Annotated in this window: 17 protein-coding genes, 1 tRNA gene, 1 pseudogene and 1 riboswitch; of the genes and pseudogenes, 12 read left to right on the top strand and 7 right to left on the bottom strand. The window is 71.8% G+C overall.

Annotated elements, in window-relative coordinates; translation table 11 throughout:
• Positions 1–166 precede the first annotated feature (166 nt).
• Positions 167–1,606, top strand: coding sequence for an NADP-dependent phosphogluconate dehydrogenase (gndA, locus tag ABIA38_RS31420; protein ID WP_424642268.1), 1,440 nt, complete (start codon positions 167–169; stop codon positions 1,604–1,606).
• Between the two features lie 94 nt (positions 1,607–1,700).
• Here gndA and ABIA38_RS31415 read toward each other — a convergent pair whose 3' ends face one another.
• From ABIA38_RS31415 to ABIA38_RS31405, 3 genes are all read right to left on the bottom strand, one after another.
• Positions 1,701–2,258, bottom strand: a complete 558-nt coding sequence (locus ABIA38_RS31415; protein ID WP_424642267.1) for a hypothetical protein — start codon at positions 2,256–2,258, stop codon at positions 1,701–1,703.
• A gap of 108 nt (positions 2,259–2,366) precedes the next feature.
• Positions 2,367–2,450: transfer RNA gene (locus ABIA38_RS31410), tRNA-Leu, on the bottom strand.
• A gap of 125 nt (positions 2,451–2,575) precedes the next feature.
• Entirely contained in the window at positions 2,576–3,169 is a 594-nt protein-coding gene (locus ABIA38_RS31405; RefSeq protein ID WP_424642266.1) for a TetR/AcrR family transcriptional regulator, read from the bottom strand.
• Positions 3,170–3,402: 233 nt separating this feature from the next.
• On the opposite strand from ABIA38_RS31405, the gene ABIA38_RS31400 reads away from it, so the two are divergent.
• On the top strand, positions 3,403–4,821 hold the full coding sequence (locus ABIA38_RS31400) for a purine-cytosine permease family protein (protein ID WP_424642265.1): 1,419 nt from the start codon (positions 3,403–3,405) through the stop codon (positions 4,819–4,821).
• Between the two features lie 34 nt (positions 4,822–4,855).
• Positions 4,856–6,508, top strand: coding sequence for an amidohydrolase (locus tag ABIA38_RS31395; protein WP_424642264.1), 1,653 nt, complete (start codon positions 4,856–4,858; stop codon positions 6,506–6,508).
• A 70-nt stretch (positions 6,509–6,578) separates the two neighbouring features.
• On the opposite strand, the gene bcp is transcribed toward ABIA38_RS31395, so the two are convergent.
• A complete protein-coding gene (gene bcp, locus ABIA38_RS31390; RefSeq protein ID WP_424642263.1) occupies positions 6,579–7,055 on the bottom strand; it encodes a thioredoxin-dependent thiol peroxidase in 477 nt (158 codons plus the stop codon).
• Between the two features lie 226 nt (positions 7,056–7,281).
• On the opposite strand from bcp, the pseudogene ABIA38_RS31385 reads away from it, so the two are divergent.
• The 8 genes and pseudogenes from ABIA38_RS31385 to ABIA38_RS31350 all read left to right on the top strand — a co-directional run bounded on the left by ABIA38_RS31385 (position 7,282) and on the right by ABIA38_RS31350 (position 13,567).
• Positions 7,282–8,315 (top strand): annotated as a pseudogene (locus tag ABIA38_RS31385) (energy-coupling factor ABC transporter permease).
• A 1-nt stretch (position 8,316) separates the two neighbouring features.
• The gene (gene cbiQ / locus ABIA38_RS31380) at positions 8,317–9,078 is read left to right on the top strand and encodes a cobalt ECF transporter T component CbiQ (RefSeq protein ID WP_424642262.1); all 762 of its coding nucleotides are present in this window, start codon (positions 8,317–8,319) and stop codon (positions 9,076–9,078) included.
• A 50-nt stretch (positions 9,079–9,128) separates the two neighbouring features.
• On the top strand, positions 9,129–9,905 hold the full coding sequence (locus ABIA38_RS31375) for an energy-coupling factor ABC transporter ATP-binding protein (RefSeq protein ID WP_424642261.1): 777 nt from the start codon (positions 9,129–9,131) through the stop codon (positions 9,903–9,905).
• A gap of 196 nt (positions 9,906–10,101) precedes the next feature.
• Positions 10,102–10,473, top strand: a complete 372-nt coding sequence (locus ABIA38_RS31370; RefSeq protein ID WP_424642260.1) for a DUF3618 domain-containing protein — start codon at positions 10,102–10,104, stop codon at positions 10,471–10,473.
• Positions 10,474–10,672: 199 nt separating this feature from the next.
• Positions 10,673–10,975, top strand: coding sequence for a GroES family chaperonin (locus ABIA38_RS31365; RefSeq protein WP_052173837.1), 303 nt, complete (start codon positions 10,673–10,675; stop codon positions 10,973–10,975).
• Positions 10,976–11,097: 122 nt separating this feature from the next.
• Positions 11,098–11,166, top strand: a riboswitch (guanidine-III (ykkC-III) riboswitch).
• 25 nt (positions 11,167–11,191) lie between these two features.
• On the top strand, positions 11,192–11,512 hold the full coding sequence (gene sugE, locus ABIA38_RS31360) for a quaternary ammonium compound efflux SMR transporter SugE (RefSeq protein ID WP_424642259.1): 321 nt from the start codon (positions 11,192–11,194) through the stop codon (positions 11,510–11,512).
• A 135-nt stretch (positions 11,513–11,647) separates the two neighbouring features.
• On the top strand, positions 11,648–12,313 hold the full coding sequence (locus ABIA38_RS31355; protein ID WP_424642258.1) for an RICIN domain-containing protein: 666 nt from the start codon (positions 11,648–11,650) through the stop codon (positions 12,311–12,313).
• 204 nt (positions 12,314–12,517) lie between these two features.
• Complete coding sequence (locus ABIA38_RS31350) at positions 12,518–13,567, top strand: LLM class flavin-dependent oxidoreductase (RefSeq protein ID WP_424642257.1); 1,050 nt, start codon at positions 12,518–12,520, stop codon at positions 13,565–13,567.
• A gap of 36 nt (positions 13,568–13,603) precedes the next feature.
• Here ABIA38_RS31350 and ABIA38_RS31345 read toward each other — a convergent pair whose 3' ends face one another.
• Positions 13,604–15,166, bottom strand: a complete 1,563-nt coding sequence (locus ABIA38_RS31345; protein ID WP_424642256.1) for a molybdopterin-dependent oxidoreductase — start codon at positions 15,164–15,166, stop codon at positions 13,604–13,606.
• Between the two features lie 228 nt (positions 15,167–15,394).
• Between ABIA38_RS31345 and ABIA38_RS31340 the strand changes: the two genes are divergently transcribed.
• Complete coding sequence (locus ABIA38_RS31340) at positions 15,395–16,069, top strand: GNAT family N-acetyltransferase (RefSeq protein ID WP_424642255.1); 675 nt, start codon at positions 15,395–15,397, stop codon at positions 16,067–16,069.
• Here ABIA38_RS31340 and ABIA38_RS31335 read toward each other — a convergent pair.
• Positions 16,057–20,805: a DNA repair ATPase gene (locus ABIA38_RS31335; RefSeq protein WP_424642254.1), complete on the bottom strand. Its 4,749-nt coding sequence runs from the start codon at positions 20,803–20,805 to the stop codon at positions 16,057–16,059. The genes ABIA38_RS31340 and ABIA38_RS31335 overlap by 13 nt on opposite strands.
• A gap of 47 nt (positions 20,806–20,852) precedes the next feature.
• Entirely contained in the window at positions 20,853–22,895 is a 2,043-nt protein-coding gene (locus ABIA38_RS31330) for a flotillin family protein (RefSeq protein ID WP_424642253.1), read from the bottom strand.
• Positions 22,896–22,988: the final 93 nt, after the last annotated feature.

Below are 22,988 nucleotides of genomic sequence, written 5' to 3'. Positions count from 1 at the left end.
CCGGAACCGGGGGCCGGCGGGCCAACCGCCGACGCCGAGGCAGTCGAGGGGGCCTCGGCAGCTGTGGTCCGCCCGCGTGTTGTTGGCCCTGGGATTAAGTGTGGTCGCGCACGATGTTGTCGAAGTGATCATGGATGCGGGGACAGACCACAGGAGTTGAGGACAGATGGCGGAGCGGGCTCGGATCGGGGTTACCGGATTGGCCGTGATGGGGCGGAATTTGGCCCGGAACTTCGCGCGGCACGGGCATACCGTCGCCGTGCACAATCGCACGGCGTCCAGGACTTGGGCGCTCGTGGACGAGTTCGGGGACGAGGGGACCTTTCTGCCGGCCGAGACCGCCGAGGAGTTCGTCGCGCTGCTCGAACGGCCGCGCCGCCTGGTGATCATGGTGAAGGCGGGCGCGCCCACGGACGCCGTCATCGACGAGTTCGCCGCGCTGCTCGAGCCCGGGGACATGATCGTCGACGGTGGCAATGCGCACTTCGCGGACACCCGTCGTCGGGAGGCCGCGTTGCGGGAGCGTGGGATCCACTTCGTCGGGACCGGGATCTCGGGCGGCGAGGAGGGCGCCCTGCTCGGCCCGAGCATCATGCCCGGCGGCTCCCCCGAGTCCTATGCCGCGCTCGGCCCGATCCTGGAGGACATCGCGGCCAAGGTCGACGGTGTGCCGTGTTGTGCGCACATGGGCCCGGACGGCGCGGGCCACTTCGTCAAGATGGTGCACAACGGCATCGAGTACGCCGACATGCAGCTGATCGCCGAGGCGTACGACCTGCTGGGCCGCGCCCTGGGCAGGCAACCGGCCGAGATCGGCAAGGTGTTCGAGACCTGGAACGCCGGGCGCCTGGAGTCCTACCTGATCGAGATCACCGCCGAGATCCTCGCGCACCCGGACGCGGCCACCGGCAAGCCGTTCGTCGAGGTGGTCCAGGACCGCGCCGAGCAGAAGGGCACCGGGCGCTGGACCGTACAGACCGCCCTCGACCTGGGTGTTCCGGTCAGCGGCATCGCCGAGGCGGTGTTCGCCCGGTCCCTCTCCGGCCACACCGACCTGCGGACCGCCGCGCAGAGCCTGCCCGGCCCGACCCCCACCATCCTCGCCGGGGAGGCCGCGGCGCGCTTCACCGACGACGTCGAGCAGGCGCTGTACGCGTCCAAGATCGTCGCCTACGCGCAGGGCATCCACCAGATCCAGGCGGGCAGTGCCGAATACGACTGGGCGATCGACCCCGGTACGGTCGCCGAGATCTGGCGCGGCGGCTGCATCATCCGGGCCCGCTTCCTGAACCGGATCCGGGAGGCGTACGGGTCGGCCGAACAGCAGCCCGAATCGCTGCTGACCGCCGACTACTTCCGCGACGCGCTCGCCGGCGCCCAGGACTCCTGGCGTCGAGTGGTGGCCACCGCCGCCGAACTGGGCATCCCCGCCCCGGGCTTCGCCGCCGCGCTCGCCTACTACGACGGTCTGCGCTCGGTACGCCTGCCCGCCGCGCTGATCCAGGCCCAGCGCGACTTCTTCGGCGCGCACACCTACCGCCGCGTGGACCGCGACGGCTCGTTCCACACCGACTGGTCCGGCGACCGCAAGGAACACACGGTGTAGCGGTACATACGACGCAAGGGCGCACCCGGCCCGGCGCCACGACAACCGCCGACCCGGCGGGGGCACCTCCGTCCCCGCCGGGCCCACGTTCGGCTCACTCCCAGCGCCCCGCCAACAACCGCGTCGTCGCCCCCGTCAACGCCCCCCGCAACTGCCGCCGCACCGGCGCGTTCAGGTGCCGCAACCACAGGTGCGCCGCCCGGTCCCCCATCAGCCCCACGCACAACAGCGGATCCTCGAACAGGAACGCCGGCGCATGCCAGCTCATGCACGCGTCCGGATCCGGATCCACCGCCGGCACCCGGCGGATCCCCACCGCCGCCAGGGCGCTCGCGCAGATCAGGCAGCACCCGCTCGCGGCATCGGTGAACTCGCCCGTCTCCAACGGCAGTCCGAACGTCCGGGCCTGCTGGAGGCAGTCCATTTCGGCGTGCAGGCCGCGCTTCGGCGAACCCTCGAAGACCCGCCGACCGAAGCTCATCACACAATCGGCGTCGGGCTTGACCGGCAACACCCGCCCGGACGTCTCGACGCGGCCCGCGGCGGCCCGCACCCACACCACCCACTCGCCGGCGATCTTCGGCACGACCATGTCCGCGGGCGGCGTCTGCACTCGGCCGCCGGAACCCTTCGGACAGTACTCACAGAGCATGGCGCCTCCCCAGGGACGACATGCCGCAAGCTAGCGTGCGAACGCGGGGCGCCGACAGCACAAGACCGGCCGATACCCACCGGAATCCCACCGAAAATCAAGCACTTGTGCGGCCGAAGGGACTCGAACCCTCACATCCTTGCGGACGGCAGGACCTAAACCTGCTGCGTCAACCAATTGCGCCACGGCCGCGCACGACCGACCTCCGCGGCGCACAGCCCGAGGTCGACCAGGGCTCATGCTAGTGCCCACCGCCGTGGCGGGCCGGCACATATCCCCCGCGACCAACCGTCCGGCCCGTACCCTCGGCCCAACCCTCAGCGCGACAGCCGTCCCACGGCCCGCCGGGCCACCGTCAACGCCCCCTCGCGCGTGGTCCCGGCCAGGCCGAGCACGGTACGCGTGCTCAACCCCTCCAACAGCGCCAACACCTCGGACGCCGTCTCGGCCGGGTCCTCGACCACGAGCACCCCCCTGGCCGCGCCCCGGGCCAGGATCGTCGCCAGGTCGTCCTGCCATCCGCGGTCGATCTCGTCCTGCGCGACCCGCAGTTCGGTGTTCCCCGCGGTCCGGGCCCACAACTCCAGCCACAACATCCAGCGCGGATCACGCGGCCCGGCCGGCAGGTAGAGCCCCAGGAACAGGTCCAGCTTGCGCTCGGCCGAGACCCGCCGCGCGAGCAGCCCGACCCGTTCCTCGGCCAGCCGGTCCTCACTCCAGCGCAGCGCGGCGAGCAGCAGCTGATCCTTGCTGCCGAAGTAGTACAGGATGTGTCCGCCGCTGGTGCCCAGGCGCTCCGCGAGGCCGGACATGGTCAGCGCGGCCAGGCCGTTCTCGGCGATCGCCGCGACGGCCGCCTCGAGCATCCGGTCCCGGGCGAGCCGACCGTCACTGCGCCTCGTGGCCACCACCGATACCGCCTCTCGACCGCGCGACCCACCCGCTCGCGCACCGGCCCGACCCTACTCCCTCGACGTCACCGACCTTGAACGACGGTCAAATTCCGCCCCTCTTCAACACAAACTCTTGACACCCTCCCCCACCTCGGCGCACCTTGAGTGGCGTTCAAAGTCCTTGAATGTCATTCAAGGTCTCGTGTCACACAGTTCCCGTCACGAGTCCCACGTCACGCAGAGGAGGTCCGGTGACCCTGCCCCGCACGGACTCCGCGAACGCCGGCCGACCCGTACCCGTCGTCGCCACCGACGAGCTCTTCCAGGTGGAGACCCGCGGCATCGACCCGATCCCGGACGACGAGCGGCACGGCAGCGCCAAGGACGTCTTCTGGCTCTGGTTCGGCTCGAACCTGTCCTTCACGTTCGTCATCAACGGCACCCTCGCGGTGATGTTCGGCCTGTCCTTCTGGGCCGCCATCGCCGTGGTCGTGGTCACCGGCCTGTCCTTCTTCGCGGTCGGCGCCCTGGGCCTGGCCGGCGTCCGGACCGGCACCGCGACGCTGGTCGTCTCGCGCGCCGCGTTCGGCGTACACGGCAACTTCCCGGCCGGGCTGCTCAACTGGATCGTCGGGATCGGCTACACGATCCTCAACACCGTCGTCGGTACGTTCGCCCTGGAAGGACTGTTCGCCAAGCTCGGCTGGGCCGGCGGCGACCTCGCCCGGGTGGTCGCACTGGCGATCACCCTCTCCCTCACCTTCGCCGTCGCGATGTGGGGCCATGCCACCGTGCAGGCCGCGGAACGCTGGCTGGCCTACGTCCTGGGCATCGGGTTCGGCCTGCTGATCCTGCTCGTCGTACCGGATCTGCGGACCGGCGCCGCCGCCGAGACCTCGAACAACTTCCACGCCGTCACGCTCGCCGTGCTGGTCCTGCTCGCCGGTCCGATCTCCTACCTGCCGATGCCCTCGGACTACACCCGCTATCTGCCCCGGGACACCTCGCTGCGCTCGATCACCCTGTGGGGCGCGGCCGGCGGGATGTTGTCCTCCGTCCTGCTCGGCGTGGTCGGGGTGGCCGCCGCCACCCAGGCGGACATGAGCGATCCGGTGGCAGGTGTCGCCGATCTGGTGCCCGGCTGGTTCGAGGCGCCGTTCCTGCTGCTCGTGGTGGGCGGTTCGATCACCAACTCGATCCTCACCCTCTACTCCTCCAGCCTGAACCTCCAGGTGCTCGGCATCCCGTGGTCGCGATCCAAGGGCATCCTGGTCAGCACCGCGGTTATCCTGGTCGGCTCGTTGTGGGCGCTGTTCAACGGCAACTTCACGGACAACCTGACCAGCTTCCTTTCCGTCCTGGTGGTCGTCTTCGCGCCGTGGGGCGGCGTGTTCATCGCGGACACGTTGATGCGCCGCTGTCGCTACGACGCCGACGGCCTGCACAACCTGCGCGGCGGGGCGTACTGGTACACCAACGGCTTCCATCCGGCCGGGATGATCGCGCTCGCCGCCGGGATCGTCTTCGCCTCGCTGACCGCCGAGTCCGCGCTGTGGACCGGCGCGCTGGTCGGCCCGCTGGACGGCGACTTCACGCTGCTCGGCGCGGTCGTCTCCGGCCTCCTTTACTGGGCGCTCGCCCGCCGCGAACCGCAGTTCGCCAAGCACTGACCCACCCGCCATCCATCTCCTTGGAGCCGTCACCGTGTCCCGCACCACCACCGCCGACCTGGTCCTGCGCAACGCCCGCATCCACACCGTCGACCCGGAGTTGCCCGAGGCCGAGGCGCTGGCCGTCGTCGACGGGCGGATCGCCTGGGTGGGCGCGGACGCCGACGCGGCGGCCCGGGTCGGGCCGGACACCACCGTGCTGGACGGGGCCGGGCGGCGCGTACTGCCCGGCTTCATCGACGCGCACAACCACGTCCGGCTCGGCTCGGACGACGCGTGCGTGCAGTTGGCGGGGGTGGGCACGCTGGCCGGGATCCATGCGCGGATCGGCGCCTGGCTGGCGGCCAATCCGGACGCCGAGTGGATCGAGGCCGAGGCGTTCGACTACTCGGCGATCCCGGACGGGCGGATGCCGAGGGCGAGTGACCTGGACCCGGTCACCGGGTCGGTGCCGGCGTTCGTGCTGAGCTACGACGTACACACCGCGTGGTTGAACACCGCGGCGCTGCAGCGGCTCGGGATCACCCGGGACCGCGACATCCTGCCGTTCGGCCGGGTGGACAAGGACCCGGAGACGGGCGAACCGACCGGCTTCATCAAGGACTTCGCGATCCGTGGGCTCTCCCGCGACGGCCATCGGGCGCTGCGCGAACTGGGCCTGCCGTGGGCGTCGGCCGACCGGCAGTACGGCCGACTGGCCAAGAGCCTGGACGATGCGATCCGGTTCGGCATCACCACCGTGGTCGAACCGCAGAACTCGCTCGACGACCTGGCCCTGTACACCCGCGCCCGGACCGAGGGCCGGCTGCGCTCGCGAATCGTCGCGGCGCTGTTCCACCCGCGCGGGACGACCGACGCGGACCTCGACGACTTCGCCGCGGCGGCGCGGGAGTACGCCGACGACCGGCTGCGGGTGGGGCCGCTCAAGTTGTACATCGACGACGTGGTGGAGCCGCGGACGGCGGCACTGCTCGAGCCGTATCGCGGTTGTGCGCACCACCGGGGCGAGACGTTCTATCCGGCGGAGGAGTTCGCCGAGTTGCTGGCTCGGTTGGACGGCCGGGGCTTCCAGTGCTTCGTGCACGCGACGGGGGATCGCGGGATCCGGACCGTCCTGGACGCGGTCGAACACGCGCGGGCGGTCAACGGGGAGCGGGACGCGCGGCATCAGGTGGTGCACGTGGAGTGCCTGGACCCGGCGGACGTGTCCCGCTTCGCCGAACTCGGCGTGGTCGCGTGCATGCAGCCTCGACACTGCGCGCCGGAGATCGCCGGGCCGGGCCGGGACTGGGCGGAGAACGTCGGCGAGGACCGCTGGCACAAGTCCTGGCCGATGCGCAGCCTGCACGCGGCCGGCGCGGTGTTGGCGCTGTCCAGCGACTGGAACGTGGCCGAGATGGACCCGATGGTCGGCGTGTACACGGCCCTCACCCGGGCACCGTTGGCGGGCGGCCCGGCGTGGGTGCCGAGCGAGACATTGGATGTCGAGACGGCGGTACACGGGTACACGATGGGCTCGGCGTACGCGAACTTCCTGGAACACGAGCGGGGTTCGTTGACGGTCGGCAAGCTGGCCGACTTCGTCGTGCTGTCCCGCGACATCATGACGATCCCGGCCACCGAGATCCCCGACACGGTCTGCGACGTGGTCGCAGTCGGCGGCGAGATCGTCCACACGACGGCCTGACCGCGACGCGGGTGGCCTCATGCGCCGGCCGGGCTGTCCAGCCCGGCCGGCGCATGAGGCCAAGGTCGGGTCAGACTGCCTCGACCTTCAGGTCCTTGATCAGCTTGGCCACGTGGCCCGTTGCTCGGACGTTGTACAGGGCCCGCTCGATCTTGCCGGTCTCGTCGACCACGAACGTCGACCTGATCACGCCCTTGACCGTCTTGCCGTACATGGTCTTCTCGCCGAAGGCCCCGTATGCCTCCAGCGTCGCCTTGTCCGGGTCGGCGAGCAGGGTTACCCGCAGGTTTTCCTTGTCGCGGAACTTGCCGAGCTTTTCCGGCTTGTCGGGGGAGATGCCCACCACGTCGTAGCCGGCGCCGGCCAGCAAATCGAGGTTGTCGGTGAAGTCGCAGGCCTGCTTCGTGCAGCCGGGGGTCAGGGCGGCCGGGTAGAAGTAGACGATGACCTTGCGGCCCGCGTAGTCGGACAGCGAGACGGACTTCCCGTCGGCGTCGGACAGGGTGAAGGCGGGGGCGATGTCGCCCGCCTGGAGGCGGTCGCTCACGGAGTACTCCTCGGATCGGGTCACTCGGCAACGTAGTACGCGGTAACGCTAGCGCCGAGGTCGGACCCTCTCCCGCGCCCGCGCACAGGCGAAGTTCGTCAAAGCGGGGCAAAGGATTCCTCCCGCGCGCCACTGTTGCCACAGTCACCTACCTGCGAGCCTTTTGCAATTGCGGCGAGAAGCCATAAAATCCGACCGCCGAATCCGGCATTTCGGGAGGGGCCACATGCACATACCCAACGGGTTCATCGACGGCCCCGTCTCGGCGGGCGCCGGCGTCGTCGCCGTCGCCGGGATCGCCGTCGGCCTGCGCGGCGCGCGCCGCGAGCTGGACGAGCGCACCGCGCCGCTCGCCGGCCTGGTCGCGGCCTTCGTCTTCGCCGTCCAGATGCTCAACTTCCCCGTGGCCGGCGGCACCAGCGGCCATCTCCTGGGCGGCACCCTCGCCGCGATCCTGGTCGGCCCGTACACCGGCATGTTGTGCGTGGCCGTCGTGTTGTTGATGCAGTGCCTGTTCTTCGCCGACGGCGGGCTGACCGCGATCGGGCTGAACATCACCATCATGGGCATCGTGACCGTCGTGGTCGGCTACGGCCTCTACCGCGTGGTGCTCGGCCTGCTGCCCGCCCGGCACTCGTCCGTCCCGATCGCCGCGTTCGTCGGCGCCCTGGTCTCCGTACCGGCCGCCGCCTGTGTGTTCACCGGGTTCTACGCGATCGGCGGGACCACCGACGTATCGATCGGCAAGGTGGCCGGCGCGATGATCGGGGTCCATGTGCTGATCGGCATCGGCGAGGCGATCATCACCGCCGCCACCGTCTCCAGCGTGCTCGCGGTACGGCCCGACCTCGTCCACGGCGCGCGCGGCCTGGCCCGCCCGCTCGAACTGCGCTCGGCAGGGGGATCCCGATGACCCGCGTTCGTACCCGCACGTTGCTGATCGCCGGTGTGTTGCTCGCGGTGGTACTGGCCGGTTTCGTCAGCTACTACGCCAGCAAGAGCCCCGACGGCCTGGAGAAGGTCTCCGCCGACAAGGGGATCAACGCCAAGGAGCAGGACCACCAGTTCAAGGACGGGCCGCTGGCCGACTACAACGTCAAGGGGGTGCACAACGAGCGGCTCTCCGGCGGCCTGGCGGGCGTGATCGGGGTCGCCGCCACGCTGCTTGTCGGCACCGGCGTGTTCTGGCTGGTCCGCAAGCGCAACACCGGCACCGCCACCGGCACGGGCACCGCCGCCGACCCGACCCCCTCCGCCTGACGTGTCGACCGGCCACGGGCACCGCCTCTTCCGACCCGGCGACTCGCCGATCCACCGACTGCCGCCGCACTGCAAGCTGCTCGCGCTGGTCGGCTTCGTGCTGGTCACCGTGTCCACGCCGCGCGAGGCGTACTGGGCGTTCGCCGGCTACGCCGCGCTGCTCGCCGCGGTGGCCGCACTGGCCCGGGTGCCGGCCGGCTTCCTGCTGCGCCGGATGCTGGTCGAACTGCCGTTCGTGGGCTTCGCCCTACTGCTGCCCTTCGTCGCGAACGGGCCCACCGTCGAGGTGCTGGGGCTGACGGTGAGTCGGGACGGGCTGCTCGGCGCCTGGAACATCATGGCCAAGGGCACCCTCGGCGTGATCGCGGGCGTCCTGCTCGCCGCCACCACCGAACTGCGCGCCCTGCTGCTCGGCCTGCACAAGCTGCGGATGCCGCCGCTGCTGATCCAGATCATGTCCTTCATGCTGCGCTACGGCGGGGTGATCACCGCCGAGATGGGTCGGATGCGGATCGCCCGCGAATCGCGCGGCTTCGTCGCCCGCGACCTGCGGCAGACCCCGGCGGTGGCCAAGTCGGCCGGTGCGCTGTTCATCCGCTCCTACGAGCGCGGCGAGCGGGTGCACCTGGCGATGCTCAGCCGCGGCTACACCGGGACCATGCCGGTGATCCTGGACACCCGGGCCACCCGCGCCCAGTGGCTCGCCGCCGCGGCGCTCCCGGCGGCGGCGCTGGTGGTGTGGGCGGGCGCGCCGACCTTGTGACGCGCCGACGCTTTGAACGGCGTGCCGACGCTTGGAACGGAGTACCCCACGTGAGTGAATCCCCCGCCCACACCGGCCCCGACGAGTCCCCCTCCCTCGCCGTCCGCGGCCTCGCCTACGCCTACCCCGACGGCCACCAGGCCCTCTACGGCGTCGACCTGACCATCGCGCGCGGCGAGCGGGTCGCCCTGCTCGGCCCCAACGGCGCCGGCAAGACCACCCTGGTCCTGCACCTCAACGGCATCCTGACCGCGGGCGCCGGCACCGTCGAGGTGGCCGGCCTGCCGGTGGCCAAGGAGCACCTGCGGGAGATCCGCCGCCGGGTCGGCATCGTCTTCCAGGACCCCGACGACCAACTGTTCATGCCCACGGTCCGCGAGGACGTCGCCTTCGGCCCGGCCAATCTGGGCCTGCGCGGCGCCGAGTTGGAGGAGCGGGTACAGCAGGCGCTGGCCCGGGTGGGCATGGCCGGTTTCGCCGACCGGCCGCCGCACCACCTGAGCTTCGGGCAGCGCCGCCGGGTCGCGGTGGCCACGGTGCTCGCGATGGAGCCGGAGATCCTGGTCCTGGACGAGCCGTCCTCCAACCTGGACCCGGCCAGTCGCCGCGAGTTGGCCGAGGTGCTGCGTTCGCTCGACGTCACGGTGTTGATGGTGACCCACGACCTGCCCTACGCGTTGGAGCTGTGTCCGCGCGCGATGGTGCTCGCGGGCGGTGTCGTGGTGGCCGACGGCGACACCCGCGAGCTGCTCCTGGATCGCGACCTGATGGCCGCCCATCGGCTGGAACTGCCGTACGGGTTCGACCCGTCGTCGGTGCCGGGATAGTCGCCACGCCACCCGGTTGACCCGGGGGCGAGGACGCACCTGACAGACTTGCCCCACATACGAGCGCAGGGGCCGGAGAGGACGGGTTGTGAGCGACCACGGGCGGGAACTGTCTCCGGCGGAGTTGGAGCGACAAGGTCGGGCGGCATTGGGCCGTCCGGTGACGGCACACGCTGAGCGGAGTCGGGTGGAGTCGGTGAACGGTGCGCACAAGGCGGACGTTTCGAACGCCGGGCACAAGGACGGAACGGCCGCCGAGAGCACGAACGGCGGGCAGCCGGACCGGCGCACGCCGCAGCAGATCGAGCGGGACATCGAGGCGGCCCGGGCCAACCTCGCGGTGACGCTGGACGAGATCGTCGACCGGGTGAAGCCGGCCAACGTCGCGGCCCGCGCGCAGGACAAGGTACGGGCCCAGTTCATCGACAGCGACACCGGCGCGCCGCGCATGGAGCGAATCGTGCCGCTGGCCGGCGGCGTCGCGGGGCTGCTCCTGCTGGTCGTACTGGTCAAGGGCCGGGGCCGGAAGAAGCGCGCCAGGCAGGTCAAGGGCACCGGGAAGCGCTGAGGCCGGCCGCACCGACGCCGGGCCGCGCCGGCGCGCGGCCCGGTTCGGGCCGATCCGCGAGCAAATCCGATCGGGACATGACGCCTCCCGGTGACGCACGTTCGGCGTCGGGCGGGTAGCTTGTCGAAACGTGAGTTCCGACAGGTCCCAGTCTTCGAGCAATACCGCCCACGACCTCGGCGAGAAGCTGCCCATCCGCATGCTGCACGACCGTGTCCTGGTCCGCCAGGACGCCGCGGAGGGTGAGCGTCGTTCCGGCGGCGGCATCCTGATTCCCGCGACCGCGCAGGTCGGCAAGCGGCTGGCGTGGGCCGAGGTGGTCGCGGTCGGCCAAAACGTCCGCACCGTCGAGCCGGGCGATCGTGTCCTGTACGACCCCGAGGAGCGCGCCGAGGTCGAGGTGCGCGGCGTGCCGTACGTCCTGCTCCGCGAGCGCGACCTGCACGCGGTCGCCGCCGAACGCATCGAGGTCTCCGGCGAGGCCACCGGCCTCTACCTCTAGGTCCATCAGGTCTGCCCGGTCCGCCGGGTCCGTCAGGTCCACCCACACCGAAGAGCCGCCGGATGGTGAGCCGTCTCACCAGCCGGCGGCTTTGCTTCCGGCGGCGGGTTTGCGAGCCTTGGAGCGAGCCGGTCCGACCGACCCGCTCCCCGACGAGGTGCGCCGTACCGGGCCGGTAAAGACGACGCTGATTCGCTGTTCGCGAGGAGTGTCGTCATGGCCTGGATCATGCTCGGAATCGCCGGTCTCCTGGAGGTCGGCTGGTCGATCGGGCTCAAGTATTCGCACGGGTTCACCCGTCCCCTCCCCAGCGTGCTGACCGCGCTCGGCATCGCGGGGAGCATGCTGCTGCTGTCCCTGGCCGCCCGGACGCTGCCGATCGGCACCGCCTACGGCGTGTGGGTGGGCATCGGTGCGGTCGGTTCGGCGATCCTGGGCATCGTGCTGCTCGGCGAGGCGGTCACCGTCGGCCGGATCTTCTTCCTGTGCCTGATGGTGATCGCGATCGTCGGCCTCAAGCTCACCGGCTCGCACTGACCGGGCCGCGCCTGCCGGGCCCCCGGCAGCCGGGCACGTCCGCCCGATCGCCCTCGCCTCGTCACCCCTGCGGGTGAACTCTTCTGCCAGGATGACCCGATCCGCACGAAGAGCCGGCCATGAGGAGAGGGACAGATGCCGCGACGTCGGATCTGGATAGCGGCGCTGTGCGCGGTCGCACTGATGGGATTCCTGGGCGGCGGCCTGGTCGCGGTGTTCGGCGGCGGCGACGGCAAGTCGCACGGCGCGGCGTCGACACCCGGCCCGACCACCACATCCCCGCCCCCGGTCGCCCCGGTCGCCGTACAGCTCACCTCGGCGCCGCCGACCACCGCCGCGCCGACCTCGGCGTCACCGGCACCGTCCAAGAGCCCGCCGGCCAAGCCGCCGCTGACCGCGGGGGCCCGCTACGTGCTGGTCCTCGGCGACGGCCGGGCGATGGACGTGATGGGCGCGAGCGACAAGGACCGGGCCGCGGTGATCGCGTATCCGATGGGGCCGGGCAAGGCGAATCAGCAGTGGGTGGTGCGGGACGCGGGCGGCGGCTTCGTCCGGCTGGAGTCGGTGCTCTCGCACAAGTGCCTGGAGGCGCCCGACGGGCGCGGGACTCGGGTGGCTTATCAGGACGACTGCGGGCGCGGCGACAACCAACTGTGGAAGCCGCAGCCGAGCGGCGCCGGGGTCGTGCTGATCGCCCGCAACGGCGCCGCGCTCGGGCCGGCCGATCAGGTCAAGGGCCAGCAGGGCCTGGGCCTGGTGGCGCCCGGCGCCGGATCGATCTGGCAGCCCGGCAGCGCGTGAGCGAGCGCGGGCCGCCGGGGAATCGGCGGCCCGTCGCGTCCGACGCACAGCAGGTACGTCGACCACCACATGCGCGCATCCCTCGGCGCGCGGAACAGCGTGGCCGGTCGGGTGGTTGCAGCTCAGAGCACGGGGGTGCGGATTCGGACGCGCGGGGAACCGGTCGGCGATCGGCGGGAACCCGGTAGGGAAGAGGGACGCGGAGTGAATGCTGTAAAGCTGTCGGTGTTGGACGTGGCGCCGGTCGGGACCGGATATTCGGCCACCGAGGCGCTGCGTACGAGCACCGAGTTGGCGAAGTTGGCCGAGCAGTGGGGCTTCCACCGGTTCTGGGTGGCCGAGCACCACAACATGCCCGGCATCGCCAGCTCGTCGCCGCCGGTGTTGCTGGCCCACCTGGCCGCGCACACCAGCACGCTGCGGCTCGGCTCGGGCGGGGTGATGTTGCCCAACCACGCGCCGCTCGTGGTCGCCGAACAGTTCGGCACGCTCCAGGCGCTGCATCCGGGCCGGATCGACATCGGCATCGGCCGGGCCCCGGGCACCGACCAGGTCACCATGCGCGCGCTGCGGCGCGGCGGCGGGGCCGAGTCGGTGGACGAGTTCCCGCAGGCGCTCGGCGAGTTGATCGGCTTCGTCACCGGGTCGTTCGCCGCGGACCACCCCTACGCGCGGATGCACGCGGTGCCCGGTCCGGCGTCCGGGATCGAGGCGGGTGGCGAGTTCGCCGCCGCCGAGGCACCGGTGTGGTTGCTCGGGTCCAGCGGCTACAGCGCGCAGTTGGCCGGGATGCTGGGCCTGCCGTTCGCCTTCGCGCACCATTTCAGCGGGCAGCACACGCTGCCCGCGCTGAAGCTCTACCGCGAGTCGTTCCGGCCGTCCGCGTCGCTCAAGGAGCCGTACTCGATGATCGCCGCCGGGGTGATCGCGGCCGACACCCGGGAGCAGGCCAAGCGGCTCGCGCTGTCCCAGGCGCTGTCCATGCTGAAGCTGCGCAGCGGCAACCCGGGCCGGATCCCCTCGCCGGAGGAGGCCGAGGCGTATCCGTGGACACCGGCCGAGCGCGAGTTCGTGGCGAGCTATCAGGGCCAGCACATCAGCGGCGACCTGGCCGACGTACGCACCGGCATGCTGGAGTTGCGCGAGCGCACGCAGGTGGACGAGCTGATGGTGATCAGCAACGTGTACGGGCACGACGCGCGGATCCGGTCCTACGAGTTGATCGCGCAGGCGTGGGGGCTGATCGACGAGTAACGCGTCGACGAGTGGTGCGCCGGCTCGGCGCACCACTCAGCGCACCGTGACCTCGATCCGGTGGTAGCCGGTGGCGCCGTCGGGGACCACGTCGGCGGTCTTCGCGGTCTGTACCGCGCCGGTGCCGTCCGTGGCCCGTACCCGCAGGGTGTGCCTGCCCGGCGTGGCGTCCCACATCCAGCGGTATTGCCGCCAGGTGTCGGTGGTGGTCTGCGGCGCGAGTTCGGCGAGCTGCCACGGGCCCTCGTCGACCTGGACCTCGACCGCGGTGATCCCCCGGTGCTGGGCCCACGCGACGCCGGCGACCGGGATCCGGCCGGCCCGGACGCCGCTCCCGTCCCGGGGCGTGTCCAGGCGCGATTCGGTCTTGATCGGGGCCTGTTGCGCCCAGCCGGCCCGGACCCAGTAGGCGCTGAACGCGGCGAATCGGGTCACCTCCAGGTCGACGAGCCACTTGCACGCGGAGACGTAGCCGTACAGGCCCGGCACCACCATCCGGACCGGGAAGCCGTGCTTGATCGGCAGCGGCTCGCCGTTCATCGCGTACGCGAGCAGCGCGTCCCGCCCGTCGAGCACCTCGCGCAGCGGCGTGCCGATGGTCATCCCGTCCGAGGACCTGGAGACGATCTGGTCGGCGCCGGGCCGGATCCCCGCCTCGCGCAGCAGGTCGGCCAGCGGGGTGCCCAGCCAGCGGGCGTTGCCGACCAGATCGCCGCCCACCTCGTTGGACACGCACGTCAGCGTGATGTCCCGCTCGATCGCGACGCGGGCCCGCAACTGCGGGTAGTCCAGCCGGATTTCCCGATCGACCAGGCCGTGGATCCGAAGCGCCCAGTCCTCGGCGCGCAGTTGCGGGACGGTGAACGCCGTGTCGATCCGGTAGAAGTCGGCGTTCGGGGTCAGGTACGAGGCCAGGCCCGGTTCGACGAAGCCGGGGCCGGCCGGGGCCGCCGGGCTGAGCGGCCTGGGCAGGTTCGCCGCAGCGCCGGCCCGCGACTTCTCCGCGTTGAACCTGGCGTGCTGGAGCATCCGGCCGCCGAAGCCGGTCACCGCGGCGACCACGGCGGCGCCGACCAGGAGGACCGTGCGACGCGAGGTGTCCGGGGCCGGTTCGGTCGCGTCGTCCTCGGGGGCGCCGGGCAGCGGCCGGGCGAACGGCCTGCGGTCGACCAGATCCGGCCGGCTCAGCAGGATCAGGGCGAGCACCCCGAACAACGTGCCGACCAGCGCCGGGGCCAGGTCGGCGGCGCGGAACGCGGGTCGGTCGACGGCGGTCCACGCGGCGAACCCGCCGAGCAGCAGGACACCGGCGATCCCGTAGCGCAACTTCCGCGCGGCCAACACGCCCAACCCGGCGGCGAACAGCGCGAGCAGCACGACGATCACGGTCAGCAGGAACGACTTGTCGCCGGTCCCGAAGGTCCGGATCGCCCATTCGCGCGGCCCCTGCGGCGCCCGGTCGGTGACCGCGCCGCTGATCGTCACGAACGGGGTGGCCTCCGGCCGGACGAACGCGGCGACCACCTCCGCCACCCCGAGCGCCACCGCGGCCGAGAGCACACCCGCCAATGCCGCAACGGACCGACCGGAACGCCGCACGACGGTCTCCTCACACTCGGGGAACAGGACCTTGGGAACAGGTCCCTGGGAACAGACTCTTGAGAACAGGTCCGTCCATCGTGACCGCCGCGCGCTCCGCACCGGGGCATTGGCTGCTTACCGTTGTATGACGGAGGGTCAGGGCGGCCCCGGCAAAATTCGAAGCTTGTTGCGAACAGGTTGCAATAAGCTCCGAGGGTTCGATCCACCCACCCGCCGGGGGAAGTCGTGAGCACCACCGTCCACGAAGACCAGTCGTTCTCCGCCGCCGAGCTGGTCCGGGCCTGGGTCGACGGCTGGGCGGTGGCCCGCGCGACGACATCGCCCGTCGAGGTGCCGGGCGGGTTCCGGATCGAGGTCGGACTGCCGGGGCACCGGGTGCGGTACGTGCTCTTCGACGTCGAACGGGTGGCCGAACTCGCCCGGACCCGGACCGCGCCCGGCACCTGGATCAAGACGCACGCCCCCGCCGAACGGGTCCGCCCGGCGCTGACCCCCGCGTGGACCGTGGGCGAGCCGGAGTACCCGATGACCGGACCACTGCGGCGGGCCGACGCCGAGGCGCCAGCCGGCTACACGATGGAGGTCGAGGCGCGGGACGGGACCGACTTCGTGCGACTGCTCGCCGCCGACGGCGCGGTGGCCGCGCACGGACGGATCGCGGCCACCGGAGCGACCGCGGTGGCCGACCAGGTCTGGACCGACCCCGCACACCGGCGCCGCGGCCTGGGCGCCGTGGTGATGGCCGCGCTCGGCGACGCCGCCGCCGCGCGGGGTGCCCGGATCGGGGTGCTGGTGGCCAGTCCGGCCGGGCGGGAGCTGTACCGCTCACTGGGCTGGACACAGCGCGGCGAACTCACCGCGGCCTGGATCCCGGAGCCGGACCCGGCTCAACCCAGGTAGGCCCGCTTCACCTCCGCCCAGCGCGCCGCCTGCGTCGGGGTCAGCCGGCCGCGCAGTTCGGCCAGCTTGAGCAGGTTGGCCTCGGCGTCCGTGGTCAGCGTCTGGGCCTCCGCCGCGTAGTGGTCGTCGAGCAGCGCCTCGACCTCGGCCTCGGCCAGGACCGGCAGGATCCGCTCGGCCAGCTTGTTGGTGTCGCGGTAGGAGCCCTGGAGCCGGAACGGCGGTTCGGTGCGCGCCGCGTCGGACTGCGCGGCCGAGGCGATGTAGGCCCGGTTGGCGGCCAACACCGTGTCGCACACATGCAGCAGGCGGCGCAACACGGCCAGGATCCGGTCCAGTTCGGTCGGATCGTACGGATGCACGAGCCGATCCGCGCGCGCGGCCTCGTCCCCGCGCGCGAGCCGGACCAGCAGGTCCAGATCGCCGCGCTCGCGGCCGGCCAGTGGGGCGAGTACCGGGTTGGCGGTCAGCGCGTTCTCGATGTGGCTGAGCGCGAACAGGTCCTCCCGGCCGCCGAGTACATCGCCCAGGTTCCATACGTCGGCCCGGTTGGCGAGCATGTCCGGGATCCGGAAACGTTCCCCGGACTCGGTGTACGGGTTGCCCGCCATGCACACCGCGAACCGTTTCCCACGCAGGTCGTAGCCGCGCGATCGGCCGTCCCGCACCCCCTCGATCCGACGTTGCGCGTCGCACAGCGAGACGAACTTCTGCAGCAGCTCCGGCGCTACGTGCTGGATGTCGTCCAGGTGCAGCAGCACGTTGTTCCCCAGTTCCAGGGCGAAGCCGATCTTCTCGATCTCGCGCCGGGCGGCGGCGTCCGGCGCGGCGGCCGGGTCGAGCGAGGTGGTGCGCGGGCCCAGAGCCGGGCCGTCGATCCGGACGAACACCAGGCCGAGCCGCGCCGCGACGTATTCGAGGAGAGTGGTCTTGCCGTAGCCGGGCGGGGACAGGAGAAGCAGCAACCCCTGGCTGTCGGTGCGCCGTTCGTCGCCGGCCGCGCCGAGCTGCTTGGCCAGGTTGTCCCCGATCAGCGGCAGGTAGACCTCGTCGATCAACCGGTTGCGGACGAAGGCGGACATCACCTTGGGCGTGTAACCGTCAAGGCGCAGCCGCTCGCGTTCGGCGGCGAGCAGCTCGGCCCGCCGGCGCTGGTAGGCCCGGTGGGCGGGCACTCGCACCCGGCGGAACTCCTCGGTGCGCAGCAGGAATTCGTCCAGTCGCAGGTCCAGCGTGCCGCCGCTCGCCAGGCGCGGGTGGGCGCCGAGCAGGCCGGTCACCGTGGTGGTGAGCGGCGCGTCGACGTCGTGCCGGTCCAGCGTCTTGCCGCACAGTTCGATCGCGACCGCCTCGGGCAGGTCGGGGGCGGGCGGTGTGGCGTAGGCGCCCAGCCACGCGGTGACCAACTGGTATCGGGCGGGCAGGTCGTCGCCGAGGGCGCGCAGGTCCTCGGCGAAGTCCTTGGCGGCGGGCGAGCCGTCGCCGCCCAGCGCGGCCCGGAAGCCGGCGAGCAGTTCGCGGGCGGGTCGCCCGGTGGCGAAGCGCGGGCCGCCGGCCGCGAGCTCCTCGAACAGGTAGGCGCCGATCGCCGCGCCCGGCCCGGTCGGGGGTGCGAGCGTGCCGGTCAGGAACTCGGCCGCCGTGTCGCCGAGTTCGGCGGCCAGGTCGGCGGCGGCCGGGATCGGGCCGAAGCTCTCCCGGGCCCGGGCCAACGATTGGGCCCGGATCGTCCACCGCGCCCGGGCCTCGGCGGCCACGCCATGGGCCCAGAACAGCTGGGCCGCGGCCCGGACATCCGGCCCGAAGCGCAGCAACCCGGCACCGGCCCGCAGCCGCAACACCGCCGCCAGGAGCGCCGCCGCGTCGTGGTCGTGCACCCCTCGGTCGTAGCCCTCGCCATGCCGGGGCAGCGCGATCCGCCGTACCACGGCGAGCAGTTCCTCGGCGTCCGGTCGCGCGTCGATGCCGATCCCGTCGAGCACCACCGCCGCGAGGTATTCGGCGCGGTAGACCTCCGGCGACTCCGAACTCAGCGGCTGGTCCCGAAACTCCGCCGGCAGTTGCTCCCGCACCGGCGCGCGGTAGTCGGTGCCGGTGATCGCGAACGCGAGGGTGTCCCCGTGCGGGACCAGGGTCAGCTCGATCGGCCGGTCGTGCACCGCGAAGCGGTGCCGGCCCAGGCGTACGGTGCCCGCCGCGTCGTAGAGCTCGGCCCGGTCGCGCAGCGCCCGAACGGCCTCCTGGCGGGCCGCCTTCAACCGGCCGGCCAACTCGCCGGCCCGGACCGGATCGCCGATCCGGCCCAGTTCCTCGGCGGTGGCGCGGACCTTGGCCACCAGCGGGTCGGAAGCGAAGTAGGTGTTGATCTCGTCGGTGCCGGAAAGGGTGCCGACCCGGCGGCCGATCGTGGTCAGGATCCGCTGTGCGGAATCGACCAACCGCTCGCCGTGTCGTGCCCGTTCGTCCAGACTGGCCTGCTTGCGCGCGGAGAACGCGTCGTGGATCCGCTCCCGCTCGGTGCCGATCCGGGTCAGGTGCTCGTCGAAGGTGCCGAATCGGGCTTCCAGGTTCTCGATCCGGGCGAGCAGTCGGCCGAGGTGCTCGTCGCAGTCCTCGGGAGTCGCCGCGGCGGCCAGCGCGCCGACCACGGTCTGTTCCAGGAGCGCGAATTCGGCGGCGAACTCGGCCCGCTGCTCGGCTTCGAGCAGGTCCCGGCGGCGCGCTTCGAGGGTCGCGCGGGCCCGGTTGACCCCGCCGAGCACCTCGCCGATCCGGGTCAGGATCGTGGTGCGCACGGTGGCGTCGGTGCCGTCGAGGGTGCCCACCACCTCGGTGACGATCCGTAGGCCGTCGGCCTGTTCGTCGATCCGCCCGGTCAGCGCGGTCGCCTCGGCGACGGTGCTCGCGCCGGCCGCCTCTGCGGTCAGTTCGTCGACGATCCGGTGGGTGCCGGCGAACGCGTCGTCGTCGGCCAGGAAGGCGACCGCCCGGCGGCCGGTGGCGGCCAACTCCGCGACGAGCGTCGCGTCCAGGTCGGCGAGCGCGGCGGTGTCGACGTAGCGAATCTCCCGCAGCGTGGCCACCCGGCCCTGGGCGCGCCGGAGTTCGGTGAGTTGACGGACGCAGGCCGCGGCGCTGTCCGGCTGTTCGCCGCGCACCCGGCGGGTCAGCGCGGTGGTCCGCTCGGTCGTCTCGGCGAGCGCCTCGGCGGCGATCCGACGCAGGTCCAGAACCCGGCGGAACTCCTCGACGACCTCGCCGGCGGCGGCCCGGACGACGGCCAACGGTTCGGCGAGTGCGCCGAGTTCGGGATCGGCCAGCCAGTGGTGGGTGTCCTCGACCCGGGCTGCGGCTGCGCTGATCGCCTCGAAGACCGCGGTGGTCGGGGCCATCTCCTCGGCCAGTGCGGCGATGGACAGGCAGTCGGCGATGCCGCGCACCAGTTCGGGGTTGCCGATCCGGGCCAGCGGGCCGGTGCCGGCCGGGCGGGCCGCCGCGTACGCGTCCGAGGTGTACGGCGTGTCCCACACCTGGAGGGTGTGCGTCCGGGTCGGCTCGGCCCCCGCCGCGCGCAACACCGCCATCGTGCCGTCCGCGAAGAACGCCCGCCCGTGGCCCACGATCGGCGCGGCGGCCTCCTCGCGGATCACGTTGTAGGACAGCAGCGCGGTGCGGCCCTCGGCGCGGGCGTGGAACGTGTACAGCACGTCCTCGCCGTTGGGGGAGCGTACCGTCGACTCGAACTCCAGGTCGGCGGTGTCGATGTCGAACGTGCGGGCCGTGCCGGTGGCCAGGTGATAGCCGCCGGGGAAGACGATGCCCTGATCGTCCGGCAGCCGCCGGCAGGCCGCGCCGATCCCGTCCAGGCGCAGCACCTCACCGGTGCGCGGGTTGAACACCAGGTGCCGCCACGCGTCCTCGTGGTACGGGCGCACCCGCACCAGGAGCAGCGGGCCGACCCGGGCATACGACACGTCCGCGTCGGCCAGCGACTGGAGCGGGTCCTCGACCGGTTCGGCGTGGATGCCCTCGGCGGTCTCGGTGTCGTTCACGACCTTGACCGTGAGCCGGCCGTCGAGCGTGGACACGTACAGCGTGTCCGAGATCGCGATGTGCGGATGCCGGCCCGGCACATGGTCGGCGCGGGTGCTCTCGATCCAGGCGAACTCGTGGGCCGCCGGGAAGACATGCTCACGCTCGCCCTGCGCGTCGACGTAGGTCGGGCTGCCGTCGGCGGCCAGACGCCAGCGCAACACCCGGATGTCGGTGAGCCGTTCGCCGACCCGGAAGACCGCGAGCAGGTGTGTGCCGATGTCGCGCAGTTGCAACAGCCGGGTGTCCCGGAAGTAGCGGAACAACTCGGTGAAGTCCTGCCGAAAGCGCGCGTCGTCGAGCAGGCCGGGGACCGCGTCCGGCGGCGCGGGCGCAAAGCCGTCCGCCGTGCGTCGGTGCAGCGCGAACACGTCGGCGGGCCCGACCGGTTCGCCCGGTACGCCGGCCGCGTCGTAGCCGACCAGGAGCAGACCGCCGACCTGGACGATGTCCCGGGCCAGGACCGCCCGTTCGGTGTGCACCCGGTGGGTGCCGGTCAGGTCGAGCGAGCCGCCGCCGTAGGTGTGCACCCGGCGCTCGTTCAGCCCCCTGGCCCGGGTGGCCAGCTCGCGGGCCGCGCCCAGGAGCCGGTCCCGCAGGACCTCGTACGTCCCGGGCTCGGCGGCGCCGGCTTCGGTGCTCACGTTCCGGTCAACTCCCTTGTCGTACGCGGTGGTTCCCGGCGGCCTGGCTACTTGGCGAGGCCGACGCCGGCGCCGTTGAGCCGGGCCGGGGGCACCAGGTCGGCCAGTCGGGTGTCGCCGAGGCCGCCGGCCCGGACCGAGTCGAGCAGGCCCTCGATCGTCGCCGTCTGCGGTCCACCACCGGCGATCAGCGCGCCGAGCGCGCCCGCCAGGGTCAGGTCCCGCACGCCGCCGGCGCCGAGGCCGGCGGCCAGCGCGCCGAGGTCGTCGACGAAGGTCGAGCCGTTCGGGTCGAGCCAGGAGCCGGCCAGCGTCTTGACCGTGTCGGACCGGTCCACGAAGGCGTCCACACTCTTGCCGGCCGCCATCGCGCCCATGATCCGGTCGAAGAACATGCTGTCCCCGCCGACGATGTCGATCTTGGCGTTCTCCAGGCCGGTGGCCAGCACGGTCGCCTGGGCCTCGGCGATCTGCCGGTTCACCTCCAGACCGGCAAGCCGGATCTCCTTCTCCGCCTCCAGGCGCAGCCGGTACTCCTCGTGCAGCCGGCTGGACTCGTCGAGCGCGGCCATCGCGGCGGCCTTGTCGGTCAGGCCCTCGGCCTCGCCCTTGAGCCGCTCGCGCAGCCCCTCGGCGCTCGCCAGCGCCTTCACCCGGGTCACCTCGGCCTCGGCGTGGCCCAGCTTGGACACCGACTCGGCCATCCGCTCCTTGACCTCGGCCTCGGCGAGCCCGACCGCGGCGGCCTCGGCGCGCATGCCCTCGGCGCCGCGGATCATCGCCTGGGTGTCCAACTCGGCGGACTTGCGCCGGGCCTCGGCCATGGTCAGCTGCTCGGCGGCACGGTGTCCGGCCGACTGCTCGGCGGCCTCGGCCGCCTTGATGTCCTTGACCAGCCGCTCCTGGGCCTCGGCCTCGGCGTGGATGATCAGCGCCTGCCGCTCCCGCTCGGCCTCCTCGACCAGGCGCAGCTTCTTGATCTCCTCCTCCTGTGCGGCCACCGTGCGCTCGACCGCGATCCGCTCGCGGATCACCTCGGCGATGTCCCGCTTCTCCGCCTCGACCTCCTTGTCGCCGGCGATCCGACGCAGCTGGGTCTCCCGTTCGCGGGCGATCACCTCCAGGAGGCGGTCCTTCTCGATCCGCTCGTTCTCCACCGCGATCACCCGCTCGCGGTTCTTCTGCGCGACGGCCACCTCACGCTCGCGGTTCTCGTTCTGGATACCGAGCGCCTCCTCCGTCTTCAGCTGCGCGCTCTCCGCGCGCAGCCGCTCCTCGGCCTGGACGCGGGCGGTCTCCGCCTCCTCGCGGGCCCGGCTGATCTCGATCTCGCGGCGCTGCTTGATCTCCGCGTCGGCCTGGCGGCGTTCCAGTTCGAGTACCGTCTCGCGGGCCTCGACGTTCTGCCGGGTCATCTCCTTTTCCTCGGTGCGCTGGTACTCGTTGGTGCGCACGTGCTCGATCGCGGTCAGCTCGGTGATCTTGCGGATGCCCTGCGCGTCCAGGATGTTCGCGCTGTCCAGCTGGCTCATCGGGGTCTGTTCGAGGAAGTCGATCGCGGCGTCGTCGAGGTGGTAGCCGTTGAGGTCGGTGCCGATCACCGCGAGGATCCGGTCCCGGAACTCCTCCCGCTTGGTGTACAGATCGACGAAGTCGAGCTGCTTGCCCACCGTCTTGAGCGCCTCGGCGAACTTGGCCGCGAAGAAGTCCTGGATCGCGGCCCGGTCGCTGGCCCGGTCCGCGCCGATCGCCTGGGCCACCTTGATCACGTCCTCGACGGTCTTGTTGACCCGGACGAAGAAGTAGATGTGGATGTCGGCCCGGATGTTGTCCTGGCAGATCAGCCCCTCGCGCCCGGTCCGGCGGATCTCGATGGTCTTCACCGAGATGTCCATGGTCTCGGCCCGGTGCAGCACGGGCAGCACCACGGCGCCGGTGAAGGTGACGTCGACCGTGTTGGACTTGGAGATGATCAGCGCCTGGCCCTGCGAGACCTTGCGGTAGAGCCGGGTCACGGCGAGGAAGACGACGAGCACGACGAGCAGGACGACGGCGACGAGCACACCGATGCCCACGGTGATGGCATCCATCAGTGAAATCCCCTGGTTGTACGGGACGTTGGGTTCCGCGCGGGTGCTTGGCACCGCGCTGCGGACGGTTGATGGCGGAGAGTCGCAAAGGCT

Origin of the sequence: Embleya sp. AB8 (assembly GCF_049739465.1) — a bacterium.
Classification (GTDB): Bacteria; Actinomycetota; Actinomycetes; order Streptomycetales; family Streptomycetaceae; genus Embleya.
This window is presented reverse-complemented; position numbering and strand designations above follow the sequence as displayed.